Genomic DNA, 20250 nt, shown 5'->3' on the forward strand with positions numbered 1-20250 from the left:
TCAGGCCTCGGATACCATCGTCGGTTCGGGCAACGGCAGCGGCTCGACATCGGTCGCGTCACGCCGCGAAACCCGCACCGCTTCCTCGGGGGTGGTCAGCCCGGCGCGGACAAGGTCGCGCGCGGCGGTGGCGAGGTCCGGGTTGCGGCGGAACGCGTGCGTCGCGATCGCGTGTTCATCGCCGCCTTCATTGATGAGCCGGCGGATCGTATCGTCCACCCGAACCGCCTCGTACACCCCGATCCGGCCCTTGAAGCCGCTATGCCCGCACTGGTCGCATCCGACGGGTGCATAGACGATATCGGTCGGTGCGATCCCCAGCAGCGAAGCGACCCCACCCGCCGCCGGCACCGGCTTGCGACACGACGGGCACAGCCGTCGTACCAGCCGCTGCGCGACGACTGCCCGGAGGGTCGAGGCGAGCAGGAACGGCTCCACCTTCATGTCGCGCATCCGGGTGATCGCGCCGATCGCATCGTTGGTATGGACGGTCGACAGCACCAGATGCCCGGTCAGCGACGCCTGCACCGCGATCTCCGCCGTCTCGCGATCGCGGATTTCGCCGACCATCACCACGTCCGGGTCCTGACGCAGGATCGCACGCAGCCCGGCGGCGAAGGTCAGCCCGACCTTGGGGTTCACCTGCGTCTGGCCGACGCCGTCGACCGCATATTCGACCGGGTCCTCCACGGTCAGGATATTGCGGCTGCCGTCGTTCAGCAGGCGAAGCGAGGCATAGAGGCTGGTCGTCTTGCCCGAACCGGTCGGCCCGGTGACGAGGACGATGCCGTTGGGTTCGGCCAGCACCTCCTGCCAGATCGCCAGCATCGCCGGCGGCATGCCCAGCGCATCGAGATCGATACCGGCATTGTCCTTGTCGAGGATACGCAGCACCACCCGCTCGCCCGCGCGGCTGGGCAGCGTGGAAACGCGCACGTCGAGCAGCTTGCCCCCCAGCGTCAGGCCCATCCGCCCATCCTGGGGCACGCGACGTTCGGCGATGTCGAGGCGCGCCATCACCTTGATACGGCTGACGACCACGGGGGCGACGTGCGGCGGCATCCGCATCGTCTCGCGCAGCACGCCGTCGATCCGCATCCGCACCACCAGGCCGCTTTCATACGGTTCGACATGGATGTCGGACACGCCGTTGCGCGTCGCGTCGGCGATGATGCCGTTGATGAGGCGGATGGCGGGGGCATCGTCGGCGGTATCGAGCAGATCCTCCGCGGTCGGCAGGTCGCCCGCCAGCAGATCGAGTTCGTCGCCCATGCCGACCGCCGCCAGTGCGGTCGCCTGCCCGTCCATCGCATAGGCATCGGACAGCAGCCGGTCGAACGCTGGCGCCTCGACCGTGACCACGTCGAAGGACCTCGCCAGATAGCGCCGTGCCTCCAGCAGCGCCTTCGGATCGGCGCCCTGTCGCAACGCCACCGTCAGCGGCCCCTCCGGCCCGGTGGACTGGACCACCACGCCGAATTTACGCGCGAACCCGTAAGGTAGCGTCAGTTGGGGTACGACGACATCGCTCGCCCCCGTCGCAGTCGCCAGAACGGCTTCCGGCAAGACGGGATCGGCCGCCACCTGCTCCAGTTCGTTTCCCTGACGGATAATCATTTCCGTTCCGGCCGGATCGACATGGTGGATTGCGACTGCATGGGCACCGCGATCTTCGGGTCCTCGATATTGCCGGGCATAGGTGACGACGGGATCGGCGGCGCGGCATTCATGTAATCGCGCACCAGTTGATCGATGGAAGGCTCCACGCCCGGCTGCGCATAACCCTGCACCGCGCGTAGATAGCCGTAACGCTGTTCGGTCACGCGCCGGCTGTCGGCGGCGGTACGCAGGATGGTCGGGCGGATGAAGACCATCAGGTTGGTCTTGGTCCGGCTGCGCGCCTTCGACCGGAACAGCGCGCCGATTCCGGGAATGTCCCCAAGTAACGGAATCTTCTCGATCGTGCGCCGCTCGTTGTCGTCCAGCAACCCGCCGATCACGGTGATCTGCCCGTCGTCCGGGGTAAAGACGTTCTCGAACGCGCGCTTGTTGAGGATAAGTTCGCTGTTGTCGCTGGACACCGGGCCGGCGATCGAACTCACCTCCAGCCGCACATAGAGTTTCAGCGAGCCGCCCGCGTTCACCTGTGGCTTCACGTCGAGCTGGATGCCGACATTCTGGCGCTGCACGGTGCGGAACGCATTGTCGAAATTGTTCGACAATGCCTGGCCCGTCGTCACCGGGATTTCCTGACCCACCAGGCTGTGCGCCTGCTGGTTGTCGAGGGTGATGATGTGCGGCACCTGCAACAGGTTCGACGTGTTGTCGGATTTCACCGCATTGATGATCGCACCGAAAATGGTGTCGCCGATCTGCCCACCCCAGCCGGCGAACCCGCCACTGGCGCCCAGGATCGAACTGATCGCCGACTGGGTCAACGCCGCCGATGCCGGGTCGGGCGTGCGCGTCGTGGTCCGCGTGCCGTCGCTGCCGACCACCGTCGTCTCGGTGCCACCGATGCTCCGCGATCCGATCGCACCGGCGATCGACAGGATGTTGGGCGCGGTGTTGGTGAAGGTGGATGCCCCGAACGCCCCGCCCGACAGGCTGCCGACTAGAAACTGCGCGCCCAGCCGCTTGACCGTCGCGTCGGATACCTCGGCGATGATCGCTTCGATCAATACCTGCTCGCGGCGGGTATCGAGTTGGCGAACCACCTCGGACAGCTGTCGCTGGATATCGGAGGGTGCGGCGATGACGATCGCGTTGGCGCCCGTGAACCGCGTGACGACCGCCTGTACCCGACTGGCGGCGGAAGAAATCGGCGCCTGCTGCCCACCCGCGGTAGTCGAGCCACCACCCCCGCCGCCCGATACCTGCGTCGGTGGCTGGATCGGCTGCGACCGCTGGCTGGTGAACCCGGAGCCGCCATTGCCGCCGCTGCTGTTGCTTTGCTGGAAATTACCGCGCGACAGGGTGGTCTCCTGCACCGGATCGGGCGTTTGCCCGACAAGCTGCTGGAGCACCGGCAGAAGCTGCTCGGCATCGGCGTTTTCGAGGAAGACGACACGGATGTCGGTGCCGTTGCGCGCCTTGCCGTCGAGGTCGATCGCCACCTGCGCCAGCCGCCCGACACTGCTGGGATCGCCGCGCAGCGCGACCGAGTTCGAACTCTCGATCGCCACCACCGAGACGTTGCCGCCGCCACCGCCCGCGGGGGCATTGCCACCCCCGCCGCCCGCGCCGGTGCCACCACCCGCCAGCGATTGCAGCGCGGTGGCGATCTCGCGCGCGCTGGCGTTGCGCAACGCGACCACGCGGGTCGCCGCGCTGTCGGTATCGATCCGGCGCAATACCTCGCGGACGCGCCGGATATTGTCGGCGAAATCGACCACGACCAGGCTGTTGCCGCCGCGATTGGCGGTGACCGACCCCTGCGCGCTGACCAGCGGCCGGACCGTCTCCACCGCACTCGCCGCATCGATCGAGCGCAGGCGGACGATCTCGGTCACGAAGCTGTTGCGCGCCGCACCCGCCGCGCCGATCCGGCTGGGTTGCGAGGCGGCGTTATCGATCGGCTGGATGCGCAGTGCGCCATTGCCCGTCGGCACCGCGACGAGACCGTTGGCACGCAGCGTCGACAGGAACGCCTCGAAATATTCGGAGCGCGACAACGGCCGGTCGGTGACCACCGTCACCTTGCCCGTCACCCTGGCATCGATGATGAAGGTGCGGCCGGTGACGCGCGCGGCATCGGCGATGAACGCCCGGATATCCGCATCGCGGACGTTGAGCGTGGTCTGCGCCGCCACCGGGGCAGCAGCCGCGGCGATCAGGGCGACGGGAGCAAGCGAGAAAGACTTCATCGAGATGGGGCCGCTATGGTGATGGCGAGCGGCAGCGTGTTCTGGCCGCGCTCGACGGTGATGGGGATATTGCCGCCCCCGGAAAAATCGGAGGCGATCCGGTCGAGATCGCCCGGCCCCGATACGGGCCGCCCGGCGATCGAGGTGACGACGTCGCCATCGCGCAGGCCGGCCTGTCGAAACAATTGCCCGCTACCCTGCGACCGGACGGTCAGCCCGCTGATCCGACCGCCGTCCAGTCGCGGGATGAAGCCGATCTCCTGACGAAGCTGCGCGACCGGTACGCTCCGCGCGCCTGCGCCGGGTGGCGGCGGCGGGCCTTCCCTCCCCCGCCCCGGCATCGACGGACGCCCCGCCGGCGGTCCGCTGCCGGCAGGCGACCCGGTATCCGACGACGCGGATGATGTCGGGCCGGACTGGTCGAGAAACAGGTCTTCTTCGGCGCCACCCCGGTCGAGGGTGATATGATCGAACGCCACCGCCTTCAGGCGGACGCCCGGTTGGATCTCGTCGCCGACTGCGACGCTCTGCTGCACGCCGTCTGGCCCGGCGACGATCGCGGAACCACGCCCCGTCGCTTCGTCCAGCCGGATACCGAACAGCGTCAGTTGCAGTGCGGTGACGGTCGCTGGCCCGGTTGCAGTCTGTTGCAGGCGGAAAAAGGGATCGAAACTGGTCAGCAGCGCGATCGGCGATCCCGGGACCGTCACCCCCGCCGGCCGCCAGTCACCCAGCGGGCCGACCGGGGTCGCCAGCACCCACAACAGCCGGGCGGACTGCACCGCCAGCCCGGCCATCAGCGCCAGTTCTACCACCGAATAGACATTCACCACGGGCAGGCGGCGCAACAGCCGCCGCGCGCGCGCATCGAGCTTCAATCGCATTGCTCGATCACCCTGCTGCCCACCCGCTCGCCATTAACCGTGTATCTAGCAGCGAACATGCACCATGCCGACAAAAAAGACACTTGCCCGCGACACGGACGGCGCAACGAGGCGAACGCGATGCCGGTACCTAGAACTGGATGCTGGCGCCCAGGCTGAACACCCGACCCAGACGGTAGCGATTGATGTCGACCTGCACCCCGTCGAAGGACTGGAATTCGCGGTAACCGGTTCCGGTCAGGTTCCGTGCCTCCGCCTTCAGTTCGACCTGCCGGTTCCCGATCGCGATCCCCTGCCGCGCAACCAGATCCAGCCGGATGCCCGGCCGTTCGATCAGATCCGGCTGACGGATGCCGCCGCCGCCAGCGACCGGCCCCCGGTTGGTGACCCGGTTCGAGGCATAGTTGAACAACAGGGTCAGCTGGCTCAGGCTTTCCTTGTCCTCGATCCCCAGTTGCAGATTGACGAGGTGATCCGATTGCCCGGTCAATGGCGCTCCATCGCGGAACAACAGGTTGGATGGCAGCAGGACGGGGCTGAGCGCGCTCGACAGCGGGCTGGCAACCGACTGGTCGTTCGCGCTGATTTCCGAATGCGTGTAGGTATAATTGACGATCGCGACGAGGCGTCGGGTCGCGAAGAAATCACCGCCGAACGTGTCGAGCGGTACGTATTTCAGGAACTCTACCTCACCGCCATACAGATTGGCACGGGGCGCGTTGGCGAATCCGGTCTGAAGCGTGCTGCCGCCGGCCGGGAAGAACGCGACCGCCTCGATCGGATCGTCGATCCGCTTGTAGAAGCCGGCCAGATTGAAGCGCTGATCCTTGGCGAAATACCATTCGTAGCGCAACTCGCCGTTATAGAGCTGGGAGTCTTTCAGGAATGGATTGCCGAAGAACATCCGGTCGCTCTCGAAATCCTGATAGAGCTGTGGCGCCAGTTCGCGAAATTGCGGGCGAGCCAGTGTCTTTGACATGTGCCCCCGGAGCTGCATGTCAGCCGCGAAGTTCCAGGTGATCGTGACCGCGGGCAGCCAGTAGGTGTTGTTCAAACGGGTCGAGCCAAGCGCCCCCACCGATTGGACCCGCTCGTTCGCCTTTTCCCAACGAATGCCGGTCGTGGCGCGCAACCCGTCGACGATCTCGCCTTCGACCTGTGCATAGGCGCCATGGACCCGCAGGCTGGCATCATAGGCGGCCGCACCCTGCGCGGTCGACGTGTTCTGCAACGTGATCCCGTAGGTCTGGATCGCGAAATCGGAAAGCAGATAGTCCGGGCGCAACTGGATCGCCGGACCACTCAACGCACCGTTGTTCGGTCCGACGAAACGGAACGTATACCGGCTCGAATCACGGGTGGTGTCGGTATAGGCATAGCCGATCGACAGGGCGAAGGGCCGGTCGAAATCGGCGTTCCAGGTCAGGTTGGCCTGCCCCGACAGCTGTCGCTCGTCCAGTTCGCTGAAGGCGATATCGGCGGTCTGCGGATTGCCGCCGAGATTGTTGACGTAGTCGCTGACGGTCGGCGAATACTGGTAGGTGAAGCCGCGCTCATAGGGGGAGTCGCGACGCGTCTTCGCATAGGCCCCGCGCGCGTCGAGCGCGAACTGGTCGGACAGCTTGAATTCACCGACCAGCTGCGTGTCGAACAGCTCACGTTCGAACCAGCTGGTGTTCTGCCGCATGATCTCCGGCACGCCACTGGGACCGGGAATGCCGAAATTGGCGAGGTTGCCGGCAGACAGACGTCCCTGCTTGACGGTGTCGTGCAGATACAGGTTGGTCCAGCGGATCTTGTTCTCGCCCCATTCCGCCCCGAACCCCAACAAACCGTTCACGATCGCCCGGTTATCGGTCAGCACCGTCTGAAAGTCGCTGACCAGGCCACCATCGACGTCGTCGCTCAGCTGCTGGCGGATATCGCGGGTGCGCCAGCTATTGCTCATCGCTGCGGCGGCGATCACACCGACGCGCACGCTGCCCAAATCGGCGGAGGTGCCGAAGCTTGCTTCCGCCGACCAGTTGGCCGGCAGCTGGTTGTTCTGCTGGAGCAGCGTCGTCTGCGCATTGTTAAGCCCGGTGATCTGCGAGGAGGACGGCGAAGTGCCGTTGATACCCGCCTGACGGATGAAGCCGGGAACCTTGCGAACGCCGCTGTCGAACCCGGTCCAGTCGCGGCTGCCGCCGTCATAGACATAACCGAGTTCGGACGTGGTCACCGTGTCCGCCGCCAACGAGCCGCCGACTTGGAAGAACGTTTCCTTGGGAACCGCGCGCGTGGTGAGATTGATGACACCGCCACCGAATTCACCGCTGTAATTGACCGAATAGCTCTTCTGCACCAGCGCCGAGGCGACGACGTTGGTCGGGAAGATGTCGAGGGGGACGACCCGACGCAGCGGCTCCGGCGAGGGCAGCGGCGAACCGTTCAGGAGGGACGAGGAATAACGATCACCCAGTCCGCGAACATAGACGAAGCCGTTGCCCACCACCGACAGGCCCGGCACGCGGGCCAGCGCACCGGCGATGTCCCCCTCTCCCGTTCGCGCGATATCGGCGGTCGACAGCACGTTGACCACATCCGGCGTGGCCCGGACGATGTCGGGTATGTTGCGGCCGACGACGACGATGTCTTCACTGTCCGCGCCGCCGGGCGTCGATATCTCGATCGGCGGTGTGTTATTGCCGCCGGGGGTGGCACTGCGCAGGTCGGCGTCGTCGACCGGCTTGCCTGCCTGTGGCGACACGACGCCGCCCGATGGCGGCGAACCGGCCGGCGCCGACTGGGCCGCGACGGCCGCGGGCATCAGCATCGTCGTGCCGAGCAGGATGGTGGTGAAGGTCTTGGTCATGGCTGCCCCGGCAGGAAGAATGAGGGGCGGGCGGCCTCCCCCGGCCGCCCGCTGATCGTCACGGCAAGGATATCAGCCGGTCGGCAGCGCGGTGCAGCTGCCGCTGGCCGAACCGAAGCTCGCGCGGTTGGAATTGCAGGTCCAGCCGGAGAACGCCGTGTCGCTCGGCCCACTGACCGCCCCGATGAAGGTCGTGTTGACGAAGAACGGATTGATCGTCGCCGCTGCGAACGCCGTCGTCGTCAGGGCGACACCAGCCGGCAGATAGCCGCTGGTAAGGACGCCCGTCGCCCGCGCCACGTTGTTGGTGCCGGCGTTGAAGATCGCCTCCTGCTCGGCGACCGTCACCGTCACGTCGTTGACCGTCGTGGCCGCGAACGGATTGGCACAGCTCATGACCACCGAATTGAAGACCGGGGCACCGAGATCGTCGAGTGCCGTGTTCGCCGGCCGGATCGTTGATTTGCCCTGGCTGTCCAGACCAGCGATGATGTTCAGGCAGGCGGTCGGGCCGGTGACGATGCCGTTGATGAAGCGTGCGTCAGCACCGCCACGCAGGCGGATCACGGCATTGGTGGCGCCGGTCGTCGATACGAAGGTGAAGTTGGAGATGTTGTACCGCTGGCGGGGCAGCGCATCTTCGTTGTTGTTCGAATCGATCTCGGTCGCATAATTGTCGGTCTGGGTGCTGTTCGGCTTTTGCACGGCCAACACGAACTGGGCATAACCCTGCCAACCCACATCCGTGTCGAACGCGTCGTCGTCCGCGCCGGTCATCGCCAGATACTTCAGGTTCGTGCGGCCACCGAAGATTTCGATGCCGTCGTCCGACGAATTGTGAATCTGCACGTGATCGATCGTCGTACCCGAACCGGTACCACCCAGCGTCAGACCCTGCAGCTCGTTGTTCGCGCTGATGACCGTACCCGAATAGCGGATCTGGACGTAGCTGACGGCACCCGAATTGTCGTCGGCGGTCGCACCACCGTACAGGGCGGTCGTGGTGCCTTCCACGATGTTCTCGCAACCCGCCGATCCGCCGGCGACCGTCTGGTTGCAGTTCGAGATCGGTGCACGGCCGGCCATGATGATCCCGCCCCACAGACCCTGCGACTCGTCCGTTACGGTGCCGGTCAGATTGCCTTGCGCCGTGAAGATGATGGGCTGGGTCGCGGTGCCGACCGCGTTCATCTTCGAGCCGCGGTTGACGACCAGGAAGTCGTTGCTGGCGTTGTCGGTGTTGGCATAGACGATGACGCCTGGCTCGACCGTCAGCGTCGCGGCGGTGCCGCCCTGACGCTGGCCGTTGCCGCCGACGTCGATACCGACATCGACCTGACCGTTGATTTCATAGGCGACGCCGGTCAGCTTGCGCAGGGTCAGATCCGACGAAATGACGCGCGGCAGGCGACAGGCGCGGAATGCCCCCACGACCCCGCCATCGGCCAACCCGGTCGGGCAGGAAGCTGCGGGCGTGCCCGGTGCCGTCGGCGTGGCGGTGGGGCTGCCGGTCGGCGTAGGTACGGGCACGACAGGAAAAGTCCCCTCGCCCGGCGAGGCGACGCTGTCGGCGCCGTCGCACGATGCGAGCAACATGCAGGCGGTGCCCGCCATCAGGATACGGCTCGCCTTGAAGCTGGCCATCGAATGAACTCCCTGTCGATCGTTGATTTGGCTGGGCGTGTGCCCGGGATCGACCTGGAACAGCCGCCGATCTCGCAACGCCGGTTAGGCGCGGTTCATGACGGTTGGATGCGACTTTCGCGACTGATCGGTGACAATGAAATGACGGTTCGGTGACGATCGTCGACGGTCGGCCCGTAACGGGACGAAACGACACGAATCCTCCGAAATGGATCAATCAACCATGGCGACGTCGATCCGGTGATGGCCGTCACGCGCGACGATCAGATGGTCATGCACTTCGATACCCAGACATTCCGCCGCCAGCGTCAGCCGGCGGGTGAAGCGTCGGTCGGCGGCACTTGGGGTCGGGTCGCCGCCGGGATGGTTGTGGACCAGCACGATCCCCGCCGCCGCCAGCGCCAGTGCCCGCACGATCACCACCCGGGGCTCCACGGCGATCGCCGCCGGGCCGCCACGCGCCACCACCTCCTCCGCAATCAGTTCGCGCCGGGCGTTGACGAAGAAGACCCGCAGCGCTTCCTCGCCATCGAACGCCATGCATTGGTGCAGATAGCGCAGCAGATCGTAACGCGTCGCCACGATCGGCCGCCGCACCGCCCGCTCGCGCAGGGCCGCCAGCGCCGCTTGCCGATGCGCCACGATCAGTGCCACCGCCCGGTCGTTACCCCATACCAACGGCAGCAGCCGGGCAGGCGTCGCCGCCATCGTCGGCGCGATGCCACCGAACGCCGCTATCAACCGATATGCCCAATCCGTCGCGGCCGCAGGATCGACCAGCGCCAGAAGTTCGACCAGGACGGATCGTGCCCGTCCCGCCGCAGCCGCATCCGATGCCAGTGCGTCGCCAGCATCAACAGGATCAGCCCCGGATAAGCCGAGAAGAGATGCGCCGCCTGATACACATTGGGCAGGATATCCGGCGCGATCGCCTTCGCCAGATGGCCGACGATGCCAAAGGCGTGCAGCGCCGTCATCCATAACGGCCAGAACCGATCCGCGCATAGTGCGATGGCCATGAGCGCGGCCACAAGCAGGCCATCGATGACGAGCACGCCATATTCGACTCCGATGAACCGCCCCGCCCTGCTGCCGCCGAAACCGATCGCCACCACCCAGGTGGCGACGGTCGCGACGATCAGCGCGGCGGCGGTCATGCGTTCCGGCCCCCCGCCCCGCCATGCCGCATAGAGGCAGGCGGTGCCGAGCAGGCCATAGAAGAAAAGGATGTGGATCACGGCCGACGATCGACCCACCGAGCGTCGGCCGACCCCATCAGGCGACGGCTACCAGCCGGACTACGTCCGAGGCGGCCTGATCGCCCAGTCCCTTGACGAAATCGTGGCATTCGAACTGATCGCCATAGGCCAGGGTCAGCCCCTGCTCCTTGGCATAGGCGAGCAGCAGGCCGTGTGCCCGTGCCACCTTGCCGCGCGCATCGACCAGCGCGGTGAACGTCGCCGCCGCCGCATCCAGCACCCGCTGCGCCGCGATCGGCGAGGCACCGGCACGGGCCAGTTCGTCGAGCAGATCGGCGGGGAGCCGGGCGCTCGACCGGGCGGCGAGGTCGATCTCCTGCTCCAGGCTGGTCAGTCGCGTCGCGATCTTGAAGGCGGCGGCAGGCGCGATGGTCATGGCGGTCGTCATGCGTGAAAATCTCCGATGCGGCGCCAGCGAAGGACGGGGCCGATGAGGTATACCGGCGCATCAGAACTTCAGCCCCCGGCTCGCCTCGACGAAGAAGCCGACCGCCGCGATCAGCAGCACGGTCAGCATCACCATCAGGGCGAGCCGCGCCGCGATCCCCAGATCGTTCCGCTGCCCCCTTCGCGTCGGGAACGGCAGCGGCATCCGCGCCTCGCGATCGAACGACAGGTCGCCCGCATCGGCAAGGCCGGTATCCGCCGCCATTCCCGGCTGGCCTACGGACTCCACACCAAGATACGACCGATCCCCTATCCTGCCCGGTGTACTAGTGCCCGAAGCACCAGACAGTGCCGGATCTTCCTCCCGCGCCAGTGCCGCATCGCGCGCCGCCACCAGCCGCGCCGCATCGATCGATCGCGCCACCCCCAGTGCGGCACGCGCGGCGGACAGGTGATTCTTCACCGTAAGATCGGAAATGCCGAGTTCGCGGCCGATTTCCTTTGCCTCCCATCCCCGCGCGACGAGGCGGAGACACTGCAATTGTCGGGGGCTCAGGCCGGCTGACCGGTCATCCATCGGGTACATGCTCATCGGGCGGACGACGCCGCATAACCCCACCATAGTGGATGCGAGCATCGACATTCGATCCATTACGGTGGAATGCGCGGATAGAGCGGGGGTGTCGGTCCGGGGATGGTTTCGCGGGTGCGAGGGAATCCACGAAGACGGGAACACGCCGGTGATGCCGTCGGGCCTATCCCCGCGGGTGCGGGGGAACCTTGAGGATGACGACCCCCTGCGCGTTGAGAGTGGGCCTATCCCCGCGGGTGCGGGGGAACCGTCTGGCTTCGATAAGGCGCTGATGCTGGGCAGGGCCTATCCCCGCGGGTGCGGGGGGCCCCTACCCGTGCCTGGGTATCGAGGGCGGCATGGGGCCTATCCCCGCGGGTGCGGGGGAACCCGGCATGACCTCTTCCCCCTCGCCTATTACGTCGGCCTATCCCCGCGGGTGCGGGGGAACCGTCAGATAGCGGAGGGCACCGGTGACCATCCGGGGCCTATCCCCGCGGGTGCGGGGGAACCGGCGGCCGTGGATGCCCATAAGCAGATCGACGGGGCCTATCCCCGCGGGTGCGGGGGAACCAGCTTCTGCCCGGCCGCGACCATCTTGTTCCAGGGCCTATCCCCGCGGGTGCGGGGGAACCGCGCAATTCCAGGCGGCCACCGATAGCGAGACGGGCCTATCCCCGCGGGTGCGGGGGAACCGGCTTAAGCCCGGTGTTCGGGAGAATGGTCATGGGCCTATCCCCGCGGGTGCGGGGGAACCTGACCCAGCATCGCCGCCCGCAGGCTCGAATAGGGCCTATCCCCGCGGGTGCGGGGGAACCATCAGCACGTCGGTCGGCGAACCGGGGATATAGGGCCTATCCCCGCGGGTGCGGGGGAACCCATCAACGTGTTGTGATAGAACTCGCCGTCCAGGGCCTATCCCCGCGGGTGCGGGGGAACCTGAAGGAAGGCTCTGCGGCCGTCCTGTCGTCGGGGCCTATCCCCGCGGGTGCGGGGGAACCCGCGCCGACACGGTCGGCGCCTATACCGTCAAGGGCCTATCCCCGCGGGTGCGGGGGAACCTCCATCTCAAACTCCGCAATCGCCCCCGCCTCGGGCCTATCCCCGCGGGTGCGGGGGAACCCCCCAGCTATCGGGGTATTCCCGGCGGATGCGGGGCCTATCCCCGCGGGTGCGGGGGAACCGCTTCCAGGGTGGCGATCCGCGTTTGTACGTGGGGCCTATCCCCGCGGGTGCGGGGGAACCTCCGGGACCATACTGGCGAACTCGATCTCCTCGGGCCTATCCCCGCGGGTGCGGGGGAACCTGTTCGACGGCAAGGAGGGCGTCTCCGCAGTCGGGCCTATCCCCGCGGGTGCGGGGGAACCCGAACGTCGTCCACATGTCCTTCCTCCACGAGGGGCCTATCCCCGCGGGTGCGGGGGAACCTTCATGATGTCCATCTGGTTGAACCAGGAGCAGGGCCTATCCCCGCGGGTGCGGGGGAACCTCTGCCATGCAAGGGGTTGTTTCTTTTCACAATATCAAAGACCGTCTGTCAAACCACGTCGGTTTCCTCCGCCACGGTCGGCAGGATACGCCGCACCAAGAGCACGCCGTCATGCGTCACCACATCCTTGGGCGGTTCGCCCAGCGTGACAAGGCCCAGGCCGCCGGCGGCGGTCGCGTCGGCCCAGCACATCACGATGCTGCCCCGATGCAGGCGGGCGTACCATTCCTCCATCACCGTCCAGATTCGCCCCCGCACCCCCGCGCTCATCCGGGGTTGCGCATAGACGCCGGGGGCCAGTTCGAGCATCGCGGAGCCGAGGAAGCCCCGATACCGATCCTCCACGTCACGGGTGATGAGCACGGTCAGCGGCATCAGCGCGGATCGGGAGCGGCGGCCGTGCCCGGCATCAGCAGCGTCTTGATCCGGTCGATCATTCCCGGAATGACCGCGCGCTGGCGGAACAGCAACGCGGCACGCCGCCGGACCAGCCGCTCGATCGGCGCGGCGCCACGGCCCCGCGCCTCCTTCACGGCACCGAACGCGATGTCGAGCAGCACGTCGTGCCGGTACAGATCGGCGATGTCGAGCACGAAGCTCTGCCCCGAATCCTCGTGGACGAAACCCAGTTGCGGGATCGCGCCGGTCGCGGCGACCGCGACGGACGCCGCGGCGGTCATCGCCGATCCGGCATGGTTGATGGCCTGGTTCGCCAGATCGCTGCCTTCCGGATTGTCGCGATCGTAGCGCCGGCCGGACCATTGAACCCCATGCCGTTCGGCCGCCGCCAGATAGGCCCGCTTGATCCGCGCACCCTCCTGCCCGCGCAGAACCGCGATGTCGCGGGTGCGCACGATCTCGCCGAACCGCATCGCATACATTGCCCGTGCCGTCTCCATCCTGAGCTTGGGATCGGCCCAGCGTGTTACCTGCGCCCGCGCCAGCGCCGAACTGTCGGGCATCAGCGGCGGCGCGGTGTAGAAGCGCACCGCCCCCTCCCCGATCGCCGCCAGCGCGCAGCCATGGCGGGCGAGCAGCCGCAGCGCGTCGTGCGTCACGCTCGACCCCGGCCCCAGCAGGATGATCGAGATCGCCTGATGCGGGATTTGGTAATCGCCCGCCGCCAGTTGCCCGCCCCCGGCGGTGACGAACCGCAGGCACCCGTTCTCGACCTCCAGCCGGCCGCGATCGAGCCATACCAGTCCCTGCCGGTCCGCGTGCGGGATACGCGCCCGCTCCAGTCCAAGCCGGCCGGAGAGCATCCTAGCCGCCCCGCGCCGGTGGTGACAGCAGCAGCATGCCATAGCCGAATGCGGCATGCCGCCCCACCCCACGGGCCAGCAGATGCGCGAACGCCTGTGCATCCGCGACGATCAATGTGCCGGTAAGCAGTGCCTCCGGCCCATCCACCCGGCTGCGTCCCGGTCGGCCGTGCGCCGAACGGCGGGCGCGAACCCGGCGGAACTGAACGAGTTCCACCCCCGCCTCCAGCGTCGCCGACCCCGACAGCCTTGTCGCCAGCCATGCGGCATAGGCGGCATCGCGGGTCAGATCGGGATCGCCGTCCGGCCGGGTGCGGGCGGCGATCCACGCATCCACCTCGCCCGCGCGTGCCCACCAGTTCTCCCCCGCCTTCGCCGCATCGGTGTCGGCGCGCTCCGCCTTGCGACGGGCACCGAACCGAACGACCGGGCGGGTACGCACGGAAAAGCCGTATCGCGCACCCGCGCGCCATGTCGCCGGCATCGCGCGCCATTGCGGCGCGGCAGTGAAGACGGCATCGAGTATCGGCTCGACGGCGGGAATATCGGCCATCTCGGTCAGCGCCACGGGATCGCTGGCGTAACCCAATAGATAGGCCGGCTCGGGCCCGTCGGCGAACAGGCGGAAGGGCTGCGGTCCCGCCTCTCCGAACCGCCGACGCAGCGCAAGGTGAAGCGCATAGCCACCATCGTCGTCGCTAGCGCCGTTCGCGACCGCAAAGGTTGCCAGCGCCTGCAGGTCGATCGGCAGCCGCACAAGATGAAGCGTCACGCCGCCGCCCCCGGCCGGGTGATGTCGCCTTCCGCCACGCGGCGCAGCCCGGCATGAACGCCGGCGGGCCAGTGACGCTCATCGGTCAGTTCCTCTTCGCGGGCATTGCCGGCCAACCCCTCCGCGCGCGGCCATTGCGCGCGCACCGGCCCGTCGTCGTCGGGCATGTCCGTCAGCAGCGCCAGTCCCGCGATCAACGCCTCGCGGATCGTGCCACTATCCACGAAGCCCAGCCGTACCGGCCGCGACGGCAGGAAAGGCTTGCGGCCGAGGAACAGCGGTCGCTCCGGCCGGTCCAGTGCATCGGCGAGCGTATCGAGCGTCAGTTCTTCTCCGCCATGCTCAAGATGCAGCGCGACCAGCACGCGCGCGTCGGCATCGGCATCGCGATAACGGATATGGGGGGACAGATAGGTGGCCGCCCCGCCCGTCCGGCCCTCGACCCGGCCGCGCGTCGTCCAGCCCCGGTCGCCGCCGCCCAGTTGCGCGGTCTGAAAGTCGCGGACGCGCCGCCCCTCCCCGGCACGCGCGGACCCCATCACCAGTCGCTCCTGCAAACGGGCATGGGCATCCGCGTCATGCCGTTCCCAGCCCAGTGCGTTGGCAAGCAGCCCCGCCACCATCGACTTGGCCGGAAAGTCGCGCACCACGCCATAGGCATCGACCATGTCGCCGCCGAAGCTCATCAGCGGCGCATCAAGGTCCAGCAGCAGATGCCTCACGCAGGCTCGCCCTGATCCGCGCCGGTTGAGGCCGAGCGAACGACACCGCCGGCCCATGCGGCAAGGTCCGCCAGATTGGCATGATCGACCCCGGTCAGACGCAGGTCGGGCAGCGCCATGTGGCGGCGCGCCTCTCCGGTCGCATAGACGTCGTCCATCGCCGACAGATGTCCGAGCAGCGCCTCGGCGGTGCGGAACCCCAACCCACGGTTCGAGGCGGGATCGGTCAGCAGCACCGGATCCCGAAACGCATTGGCCAGCGTGCGCGGCTGACGGTCGCCGACCTCCACCAGCACCAGCTCGGCGCGGCTATAGGGTGCGGTCGAACCCTTCTTGGCCCCCGGTGAGATTTCCGCGACGAGATGAACAAGGTTCTCGACGACCCGCGCCGCCAGATCGCGGTCATGATCCCCCGTCCAGTCGCGCCGCGCGCATCCCGTCAGATTCGACACCAGCAGCGGCACGTCGACCACGACATAGCCGTAATAGAGGCCGGATGTCAGTTCGGTGTCGAACACGCCGGCTGCGCCCGCATCGTCACCCAGCGACCGATCGCTCAGATCGTCGACGACGGTGAAATAGTCGAGTTCCGGCTGCTCCTCATGCACGGTGAAGGCATGGGCGACATGGATCGCGGCATCGGTATTGGCACGCGGATCGCTGGTCACCATGCGGCCGAACAGCGCCGCCTCCAGACTGGCGCTGAGTGCGGCCTGATCGCGCAGCTGGTTGAGATTGTTCTTGTCTTCCTTGATCCAGATATCCGCCGCCGCCTTGGCCGCGGCGGCACTGCCACCTTCGGCCAGCAATCGCTCCGCCTCGCCGCGCATCCAGTCGATTTCCGGCCGGCCGAACAGCAGCGCCTGGCGTTGCTGCTTGTCCTTGGCGTTCTTGCCGTAGAATTTGGTCAGGAACGCCAGTTCCACCGCATCCACCGCCTCCTTGTCGAAGCGCGTGCGCAGTGGCCCCGTCACCGTGCGCTCGATGGTGATCTTCGATCGCACACCCTCGACCCCCTTTTCGGTGGCCAGTACATGCAGCGCGCGCGGGTCGTCCGCCTTGCGCCAATGGCGCTTCAGGCATTGCGACGAGATGCGGGTGCGCGTCGCGCCACCGAACGGCAGCCGCTTGGCAAGTCCAGCATCGTCGCGGTTGAGCAAGGCGCCCGGCCAGGCGGCGAGGAAATGGATCTGGATGAACTTGGGCGTCACGAACGTCACTGGGAGTCCCCCTCTGACCGCGCGGCGGCGGCGTAATAGTCCTGGGCGATGCGAATGCGGGCTTCCTCCACCCTGACCGGATCGCGGCCGGCAAGGTGGAAGAGGGTCCACAGGTTGATCGATGCCTCGCCCCGCTGCGCCAGCATCCGCGCAGCCCGGACGATCTGGCCGTGCAATGCCGCCCCGCGCGCGGCGGTGAGCCGCAGCAACCGGTTCTCTGAAAAGCCGATCGCCTGCAACGCGCTGCCGACCCGCCGGGCGGGGGCGTGCGCGTGCCCGCCGCCAGTGCCCGACAGCAGCGCGGCGACATGGGCCAGCAGCCGCCACGGCGCGATCGTCTCCGCCGACAACGGCATGGTGAAGCCGGCACGGTAGAGCAGCCCGATCACCACGCCGTCCGCCTCATGCGATTCGGTCAGGTAGAGCCGGCGCAGCGCGGCCCGGTCGCCGGTGGAGATCTTCGCGATCTGCGCGGCGATCGAGGCGACCACGTCCTTCGGCTTGTCATCCGGCGCATCCGTCATGCCGCCACCTCCTTCAACCAGTTCGTCATCTGTCCGTCGAGCATCGAGCGGCCGCGCGCGATCGCCCGGACGCGCCGCATTGCCGTCCGCGGTGCCGCCGCCGCCGCCTCGGTGAAGACATCGCCCGCCAGCGCGCGCAGCCGCTGCCGCCATGCCAGCCGGTGGTCATCGGGGACCCCGGATTCGTCCTCACCGGTCGCCGCCACGGCTGTCCAGAAGTCATCCCCGAAGAAGCGCCGGTCGATAATGGCGTCGAACCGCTTCACCCAGGGATCGACCTTGCGCCCCGCCGAATCGTCGTCGAGCCGCGCCTGATCGGGGCCGCCCTGCATCATCAGGATCAGCGCCCGCCGCAGCCGGCGACCCGCCTCGTACCCATCGTCGGCACGGACGCTGGCGACGTGACCGATCACGTCCAGCACCTTGACCGGATCGAACTGCCCGCCGCCTTCGGTCCGGCTGTCGAGGATGCGGCGACGGTGCAGCCCTTCCGTCTTTCCCTGACCCCGGACCAGTGCCGAGGCGACGAAGGCAAGGCCGCTAACATCGTCATCTTCATGCAGATGCGCCAACAGGGGGGCCGTCACCTTGCGGGGGTCCAGCAGCCGCGCCATCTGCCGATAGCCGAAGCCATTGGCACCGGGGGAGACGCTGATCGGCTTGCCGAAGGTGTCGCGGCCCTTCTTGGTGTCGATGACGGTGGGCGCCCAGGGATCGCCCGTATTGCCCCCCAGCGCATCGCCCGCGACCCGCGCGACCTTCGAGCCCGCCGCCAGCCCCTCCACCCCTTCGGCAACGTGCCGCAGGCGGACGCGGCGGCAGATCTCGACATAGAGTTCGTCGAGATCGTCGAACGCCAGCGAGCGGGTGCCGTCCCACGGCTCGACCCACACCAGGCCGATCCCGGTGCGGCGATCGGGCCGGTGGCGGGCATCGGCGACGAGGCGGCGGACGTCGCGACGGAACGCCCCCGCCGCGCCCCCACCGGAGGGGCGGACACCCAGGCTCATGCGCGTCGCGAACCCGCCGTTCATCCGGGAGATGCCGTAATTGCCGGCGCCCAGAAACCCCTCGGTGGTCTGGAGGGTGACCAGCGCGAAGAGCCATTCCTCCTCCCCTGCCGCTGCCATCCTTTCCTGTTTTACGTCGTGATTTCGGGAGGTTACGAGCATATCCAGCGCATCGGGCGTCGCCAGCCGACTTTTGTAGTCGGCGCGGTTCGCATCCCCGACCAATGGCGGTTGCAGCAGCGCCGGCCTCGACCAGTCGTCCACCACCAGCGCCCATGCCTCGCCATCCGGCTGACCGGGGGTGAGCGCGATCAGCAGGTCGCGCCACGTCGCCTCGTCACCGGGCAGGTCGTCCCGCCCCGCCCGGATCAACGCCAGCGCCGCGACCTGCACCGTGAAGGCATGCCAGGGTTCGCGCTGATGTGGCCTGAGGGCGGCAAAACTCCAGGCATCGCCCCGCGCCAAGGCGGCGAAGACGCCGAACAGCGAATCCCGGTGCAACCCGCCATCGCCATCCCGCCAACCGATCATGCGCGCCCCTCGTTTTGCTGATTGAGGGCAGCAGCGCATCGCTCGTCAAGCGCAATGCGCGGTATCGTTCATTTCGGATATTTTTCCTGCCGGCGCGCCGGCATATCCCGGCTGCGGATCACGGCGGCGACCGGCGCGACGGCCGGATCAAAAATATGGTGCCCCTGGCCGGACTTGAACCAGCATGCCTTGCGGCGTTCGATTTTGAGTCGAATGCGTCTACCAATTTCGCCACAGGGGCAGCGAGGGTGCGTCGCTAGACGAGGCGCGCGCGGATCGCAAGCGGGTTGCGCCGTCAGTTGCGCGGCGGCTGGCGGCGATAGCTGAGGGCTTCGGCAAGATGGACGCGGCCGATCGTGTCGTGGCCGGCCAGATCGGCGATCGTCCGCGCCACCCGCAGGATACGGGTATAGCCACGCGCGGTCAGTTTCATCGCGACCGCCGCCTGTGCCAGCAATTGCCGGCCGGACTCGTCGGGGGTGGCGACCGCGTCGAGCAGCGGCCCCTCCGCCTCCGCATTGGTGCGGGCGGCATGATCGCGGTACCGGGCGGTCTGGATCGCGCGGGCCGCCGCGACCCGCGCCGCCACCTCGGCCGATCCCTCGGCGGGCGGCGGCAGCACCAGTTCCGCCGCGGTCACCGCCGCGACGTCGACGTGCAGGTCGATCCGGTCCAGTAGGATAACGCTTTTCAAGTCGCTATGAGGGCGATCATGTTAGCTATTCAGTATGCGCGGTGGTCATCCATGGAGCAATCCACCGGCTCAACCCTTGCCCGCCAGATCGAACGGACGGGCGAGCTTATTGCTGAACGCGGGTGGACGCTCACGAGCGATTCGCCGCTGATCGACCGTGGCAAATCGGCCTACACCGGAGCGAACATCGAGACGGGTGAGCTTGGCAAATTTGGCGAAAGCATCATGCGTGGCCAGCGCGATCCGGTTGGGCTGGTGCTGGTGGTAGAGGAGTTGGACAGGCTTTCGCGCCAACCCGCCGACATCATGCTTTCGTGGCTGTCTCCGCTGGTGCGTCGCGGCCTGACAATCGCCGTGGTTTCGACTGGCCAGATGATCACGCGCGACATGCTCGACACGGACATGGGTGGCCTCATGACCATCCTTATAACCGCTTTCGGATCGCACACCGAAAGCCGGAAGAAAGCTGTGCGCGTTGCAGCGGCGTGGACTGTGAAGCGTGAGAATTGAGCTGCTGCCGGTTTCGTGGACACCAAGATAAGGTGTTTTCGGAACCGGAGG

General features: G+C 67.4%; 17 protein-coding genes, 1 tRNA gene, 1 pseudogene and 1 CRISPR repeat array. Of the genes and pseudogenes, 1 reads left to right on the forward strand and 18 read right to left on the reverse strand.

All coding sequences use genetic code 11. The annotated features are described in order from the left end of the window. The 18 genes and pseudogenes from IFT82_RS18860 to IFT82_RS18945 form a co-directional block, all read right to left on the reverse strand. Positions 1–1617 (reverse strand): GspE/PulE family protein, encoded by a 1617-nt coding sequence (locus IFT82_RS18860; protein ID WP_192129677.1) that lies wholly within the window; start codon positions 1615–1617, stop codon positions 1–3. Continuing rightward, the gene (gspD, locus tag IFT82_RS18865) at positions 1614–3866 is read right to left on the reverse strand and encodes a type II secretion system secretin GspD (RefSeq protein WP_192129678.1); all 2253 of its coding nucleotides are present in this window, start codon (positions 3864–3866) and stop codon (positions 1614–1616) included. The genes IFT82_RS18860 and gspD overlap by 4 nt, the downstream gene beginning before the upstream one ends. Beyond that, positions 3863–4750 (reverse strand): type II secretion system protein N, encoded by an 888-nt coding sequence (locus tag IFT82_RS18870; protein WP_192129679.1) that lies wholly within the window; start codon positions 4748–4750, stop codon positions 3863–3865. Before IFT82_RS18870 ends, gspD begins: the two co-directional genes overlap by 4 nt. 130 nt (positions 4751–4880) lie before the next feature. Next, entirely contained in the window at positions 4881–7604 is a 2724-nt protein-coding gene (locus IFT82_RS18875; RefSeq protein WP_244646984.1) for a TonB-dependent receptor domain-containing protein, read from the reverse strand. A gap of 72 nt (positions 7605–7676) precedes the next feature. Beyond that, positions 7677–9248 carry a hypothetical protein gene (locus tag IFT82_RS18880; RefSeq protein ID WP_192129680.1) on the reverse strand — a complete coding sequence of 524 codons (1572 nt, stop codon included), beginning with the start codon at positions 9246–9248 and terminating at the stop codon, positions 7677–7679. Between the two features lie 213 nt (positions 9249–9461). Then, positions 9462–9989 (reverse strand): JAB domain-containing protein, encoded by a 528-nt coding sequence (locus tag IFT82_RS18885; RefSeq protein WP_192129681.1) that lies wholly within the window; start codon positions 9987–9989, stop codon positions 9462–9464. Continuing rightward, the gene (locus IFT82_RS18890) at positions 9986–10486 is read right to left on the reverse strand and encodes a hypothetical protein (RefSeq protein WP_192129682.1); all 501 of its coding nucleotides are present in this window, start codon (positions 10484–10486) and stop codon (positions 9986–9988) included. The genes IFT82_RS18885 and IFT82_RS18890 overlap by 4 nt, the downstream gene beginning before the upstream one ends. Positions 10487–10523: 37 nt before the next feature. Further along, a complete protein-coding gene (locus tag IFT82_RS18895) occupies positions 10524–10883 on the reverse strand; it encodes a hypothetical protein (protein WP_207105839.1) in 360 nt (119 codons plus the stop codon). A 72-nt stretch (positions 10884–10955) separates the two neighbouring features. Then, complete coding sequence (locus tag IFT82_RS18900; protein WP_192129684.1) at positions 10956–11531, reverse strand: helix-turn-helix domain-containing protein; 576 nt, start codon at positions 11529–11531, stop codon at positions 10956–10958. A 114-nt stretch (positions 11532–11645) separates the two neighbouring features. Beyond that, positions 11646–12954: direct repeats of the CRISPR family, unit length 29 nt; unit sequence GGGCCTATCCCCGCGGGTGCGGGGGAACC. Positions 12955–13002: 48 nt separating this feature from the next. Then, a complete protein-coding gene (gene cas2e, locus IFT82_RS18905) occupies positions 13003–13329 on the reverse strand; it encodes a type I-E CRISPR-associated endoribonuclease Cas2e (protein WP_192129685.1) in 327 nt (108 codons plus the stop codon). Continuing rightward, entirely contained in the window at positions 13329–14216 is an 888-nt protein-coding gene (gene cas1e / locus IFT82_RS18910) for a type I-E CRISPR-associated endonuclease Cas1e (protein ID WP_192129686.1), read from the reverse strand. The genes cas2e and cas1e overlap by 1 nt, the downstream gene beginning before the upstream one ends. Before the next feature lies 1 nt (position 14217). After that, positions 14218–14988: a type I-E CRISPR-associated protein Cas6/Cse3/CasE gene (locus IFT82_RS18915; RefSeq protein ID WP_192129687.1), complete on the reverse strand. Its 771-nt coding sequence runs from the start codon at positions 14986–14988 to the stop codon at positions 14218–14220. Then, entirely contained in the window at positions 14985–15710 is a 726-nt protein-coding gene (gene cas5e, locus IFT82_RS18920) for a type I-E CRISPR-associated protein Cas5/CasD (RefSeq protein ID WP_199860589.1), read from the reverse strand. The genes IFT82_RS18915 and cas5e overlap by 4 nt, the downstream gene beginning before the upstream one ends. After that, positions 15707–16930 (reverse strand): type I-E CRISPR-associated protein Cas7/Cse4/CasC, encoded by a 1224-nt coding sequence (cas7e, locus tag IFT82_RS18925; protein ID WP_192129689.1) that lies wholly within the window; start codon positions 16928–16930, stop codon positions 15707–15709. The genes cas5e and cas7e overlap by 4 nt, the downstream gene beginning before the upstream one ends. Continuing rightward, positions 16927–17454, reverse strand: coding sequence for a type I-E CRISPR-associated protein Cse2/CasB (locus IFT82_RS18930; RefSeq protein WP_192129690.1), 528 nt, complete (start codon positions 17452–17454; stop codon positions 16927–16929). Before IFT82_RS18930 ends, cas7e begins: the two co-directional genes overlap by 4 nt. Next, entirely contained in the window at positions 17451–18995 is a 1545-nt protein-coding gene (locus tag IFT82_RS18935) for a type I-E CRISPR-associated protein Cse1/CasA (RefSeq protein ID WP_192129691.1), read from the reverse strand. Before IFT82_RS18935 ends, IFT82_RS18930 begins: the two co-directional genes overlap by 4 nt. A gap of 156 nt (positions 18996–19151) precedes the next feature. Continuing rightward, a tRNA-Leu gene (locus IFT82_RS18940) sits at positions 19152–19236 on the reverse strand. Positions 19237–19290: 54 nt separating this feature from the next. Then, positions 19291–19674 (reverse strand): annotated as a pseudogene (locus IFT82_RS18945) (magnesium chelatase subunit ChlI family protein); the annotation flags it as partial. A gap of 33 nt (positions 19675–19707) precedes the next feature. On the opposite strand from IFT82_RS18945, the gene IFT82_RS18950 reads away from it, so the two are divergent. Then, positions 19708–20199 (forward strand): recombinase family protein, encoded by a 492-nt coding sequence (locus IFT82_RS18950; RefSeq protein WP_274602273.1) that lies wholly within the window; start codon positions 19708–19710, stop codon positions 20197–20199. The last annotated feature ends 51 nt before the right edge of the window (positions 20200–20250 follow it).

Source organism: Sphingomonas sp. CFBP 8760 (assembly GCF_014841615.1).
Taxonomy (GTDB): domain Bacteria; phylum Pseudomonadota; class Alphaproteobacteria; order Sphingomonadales; family Sphingomonadaceae; genus Sphingomonas.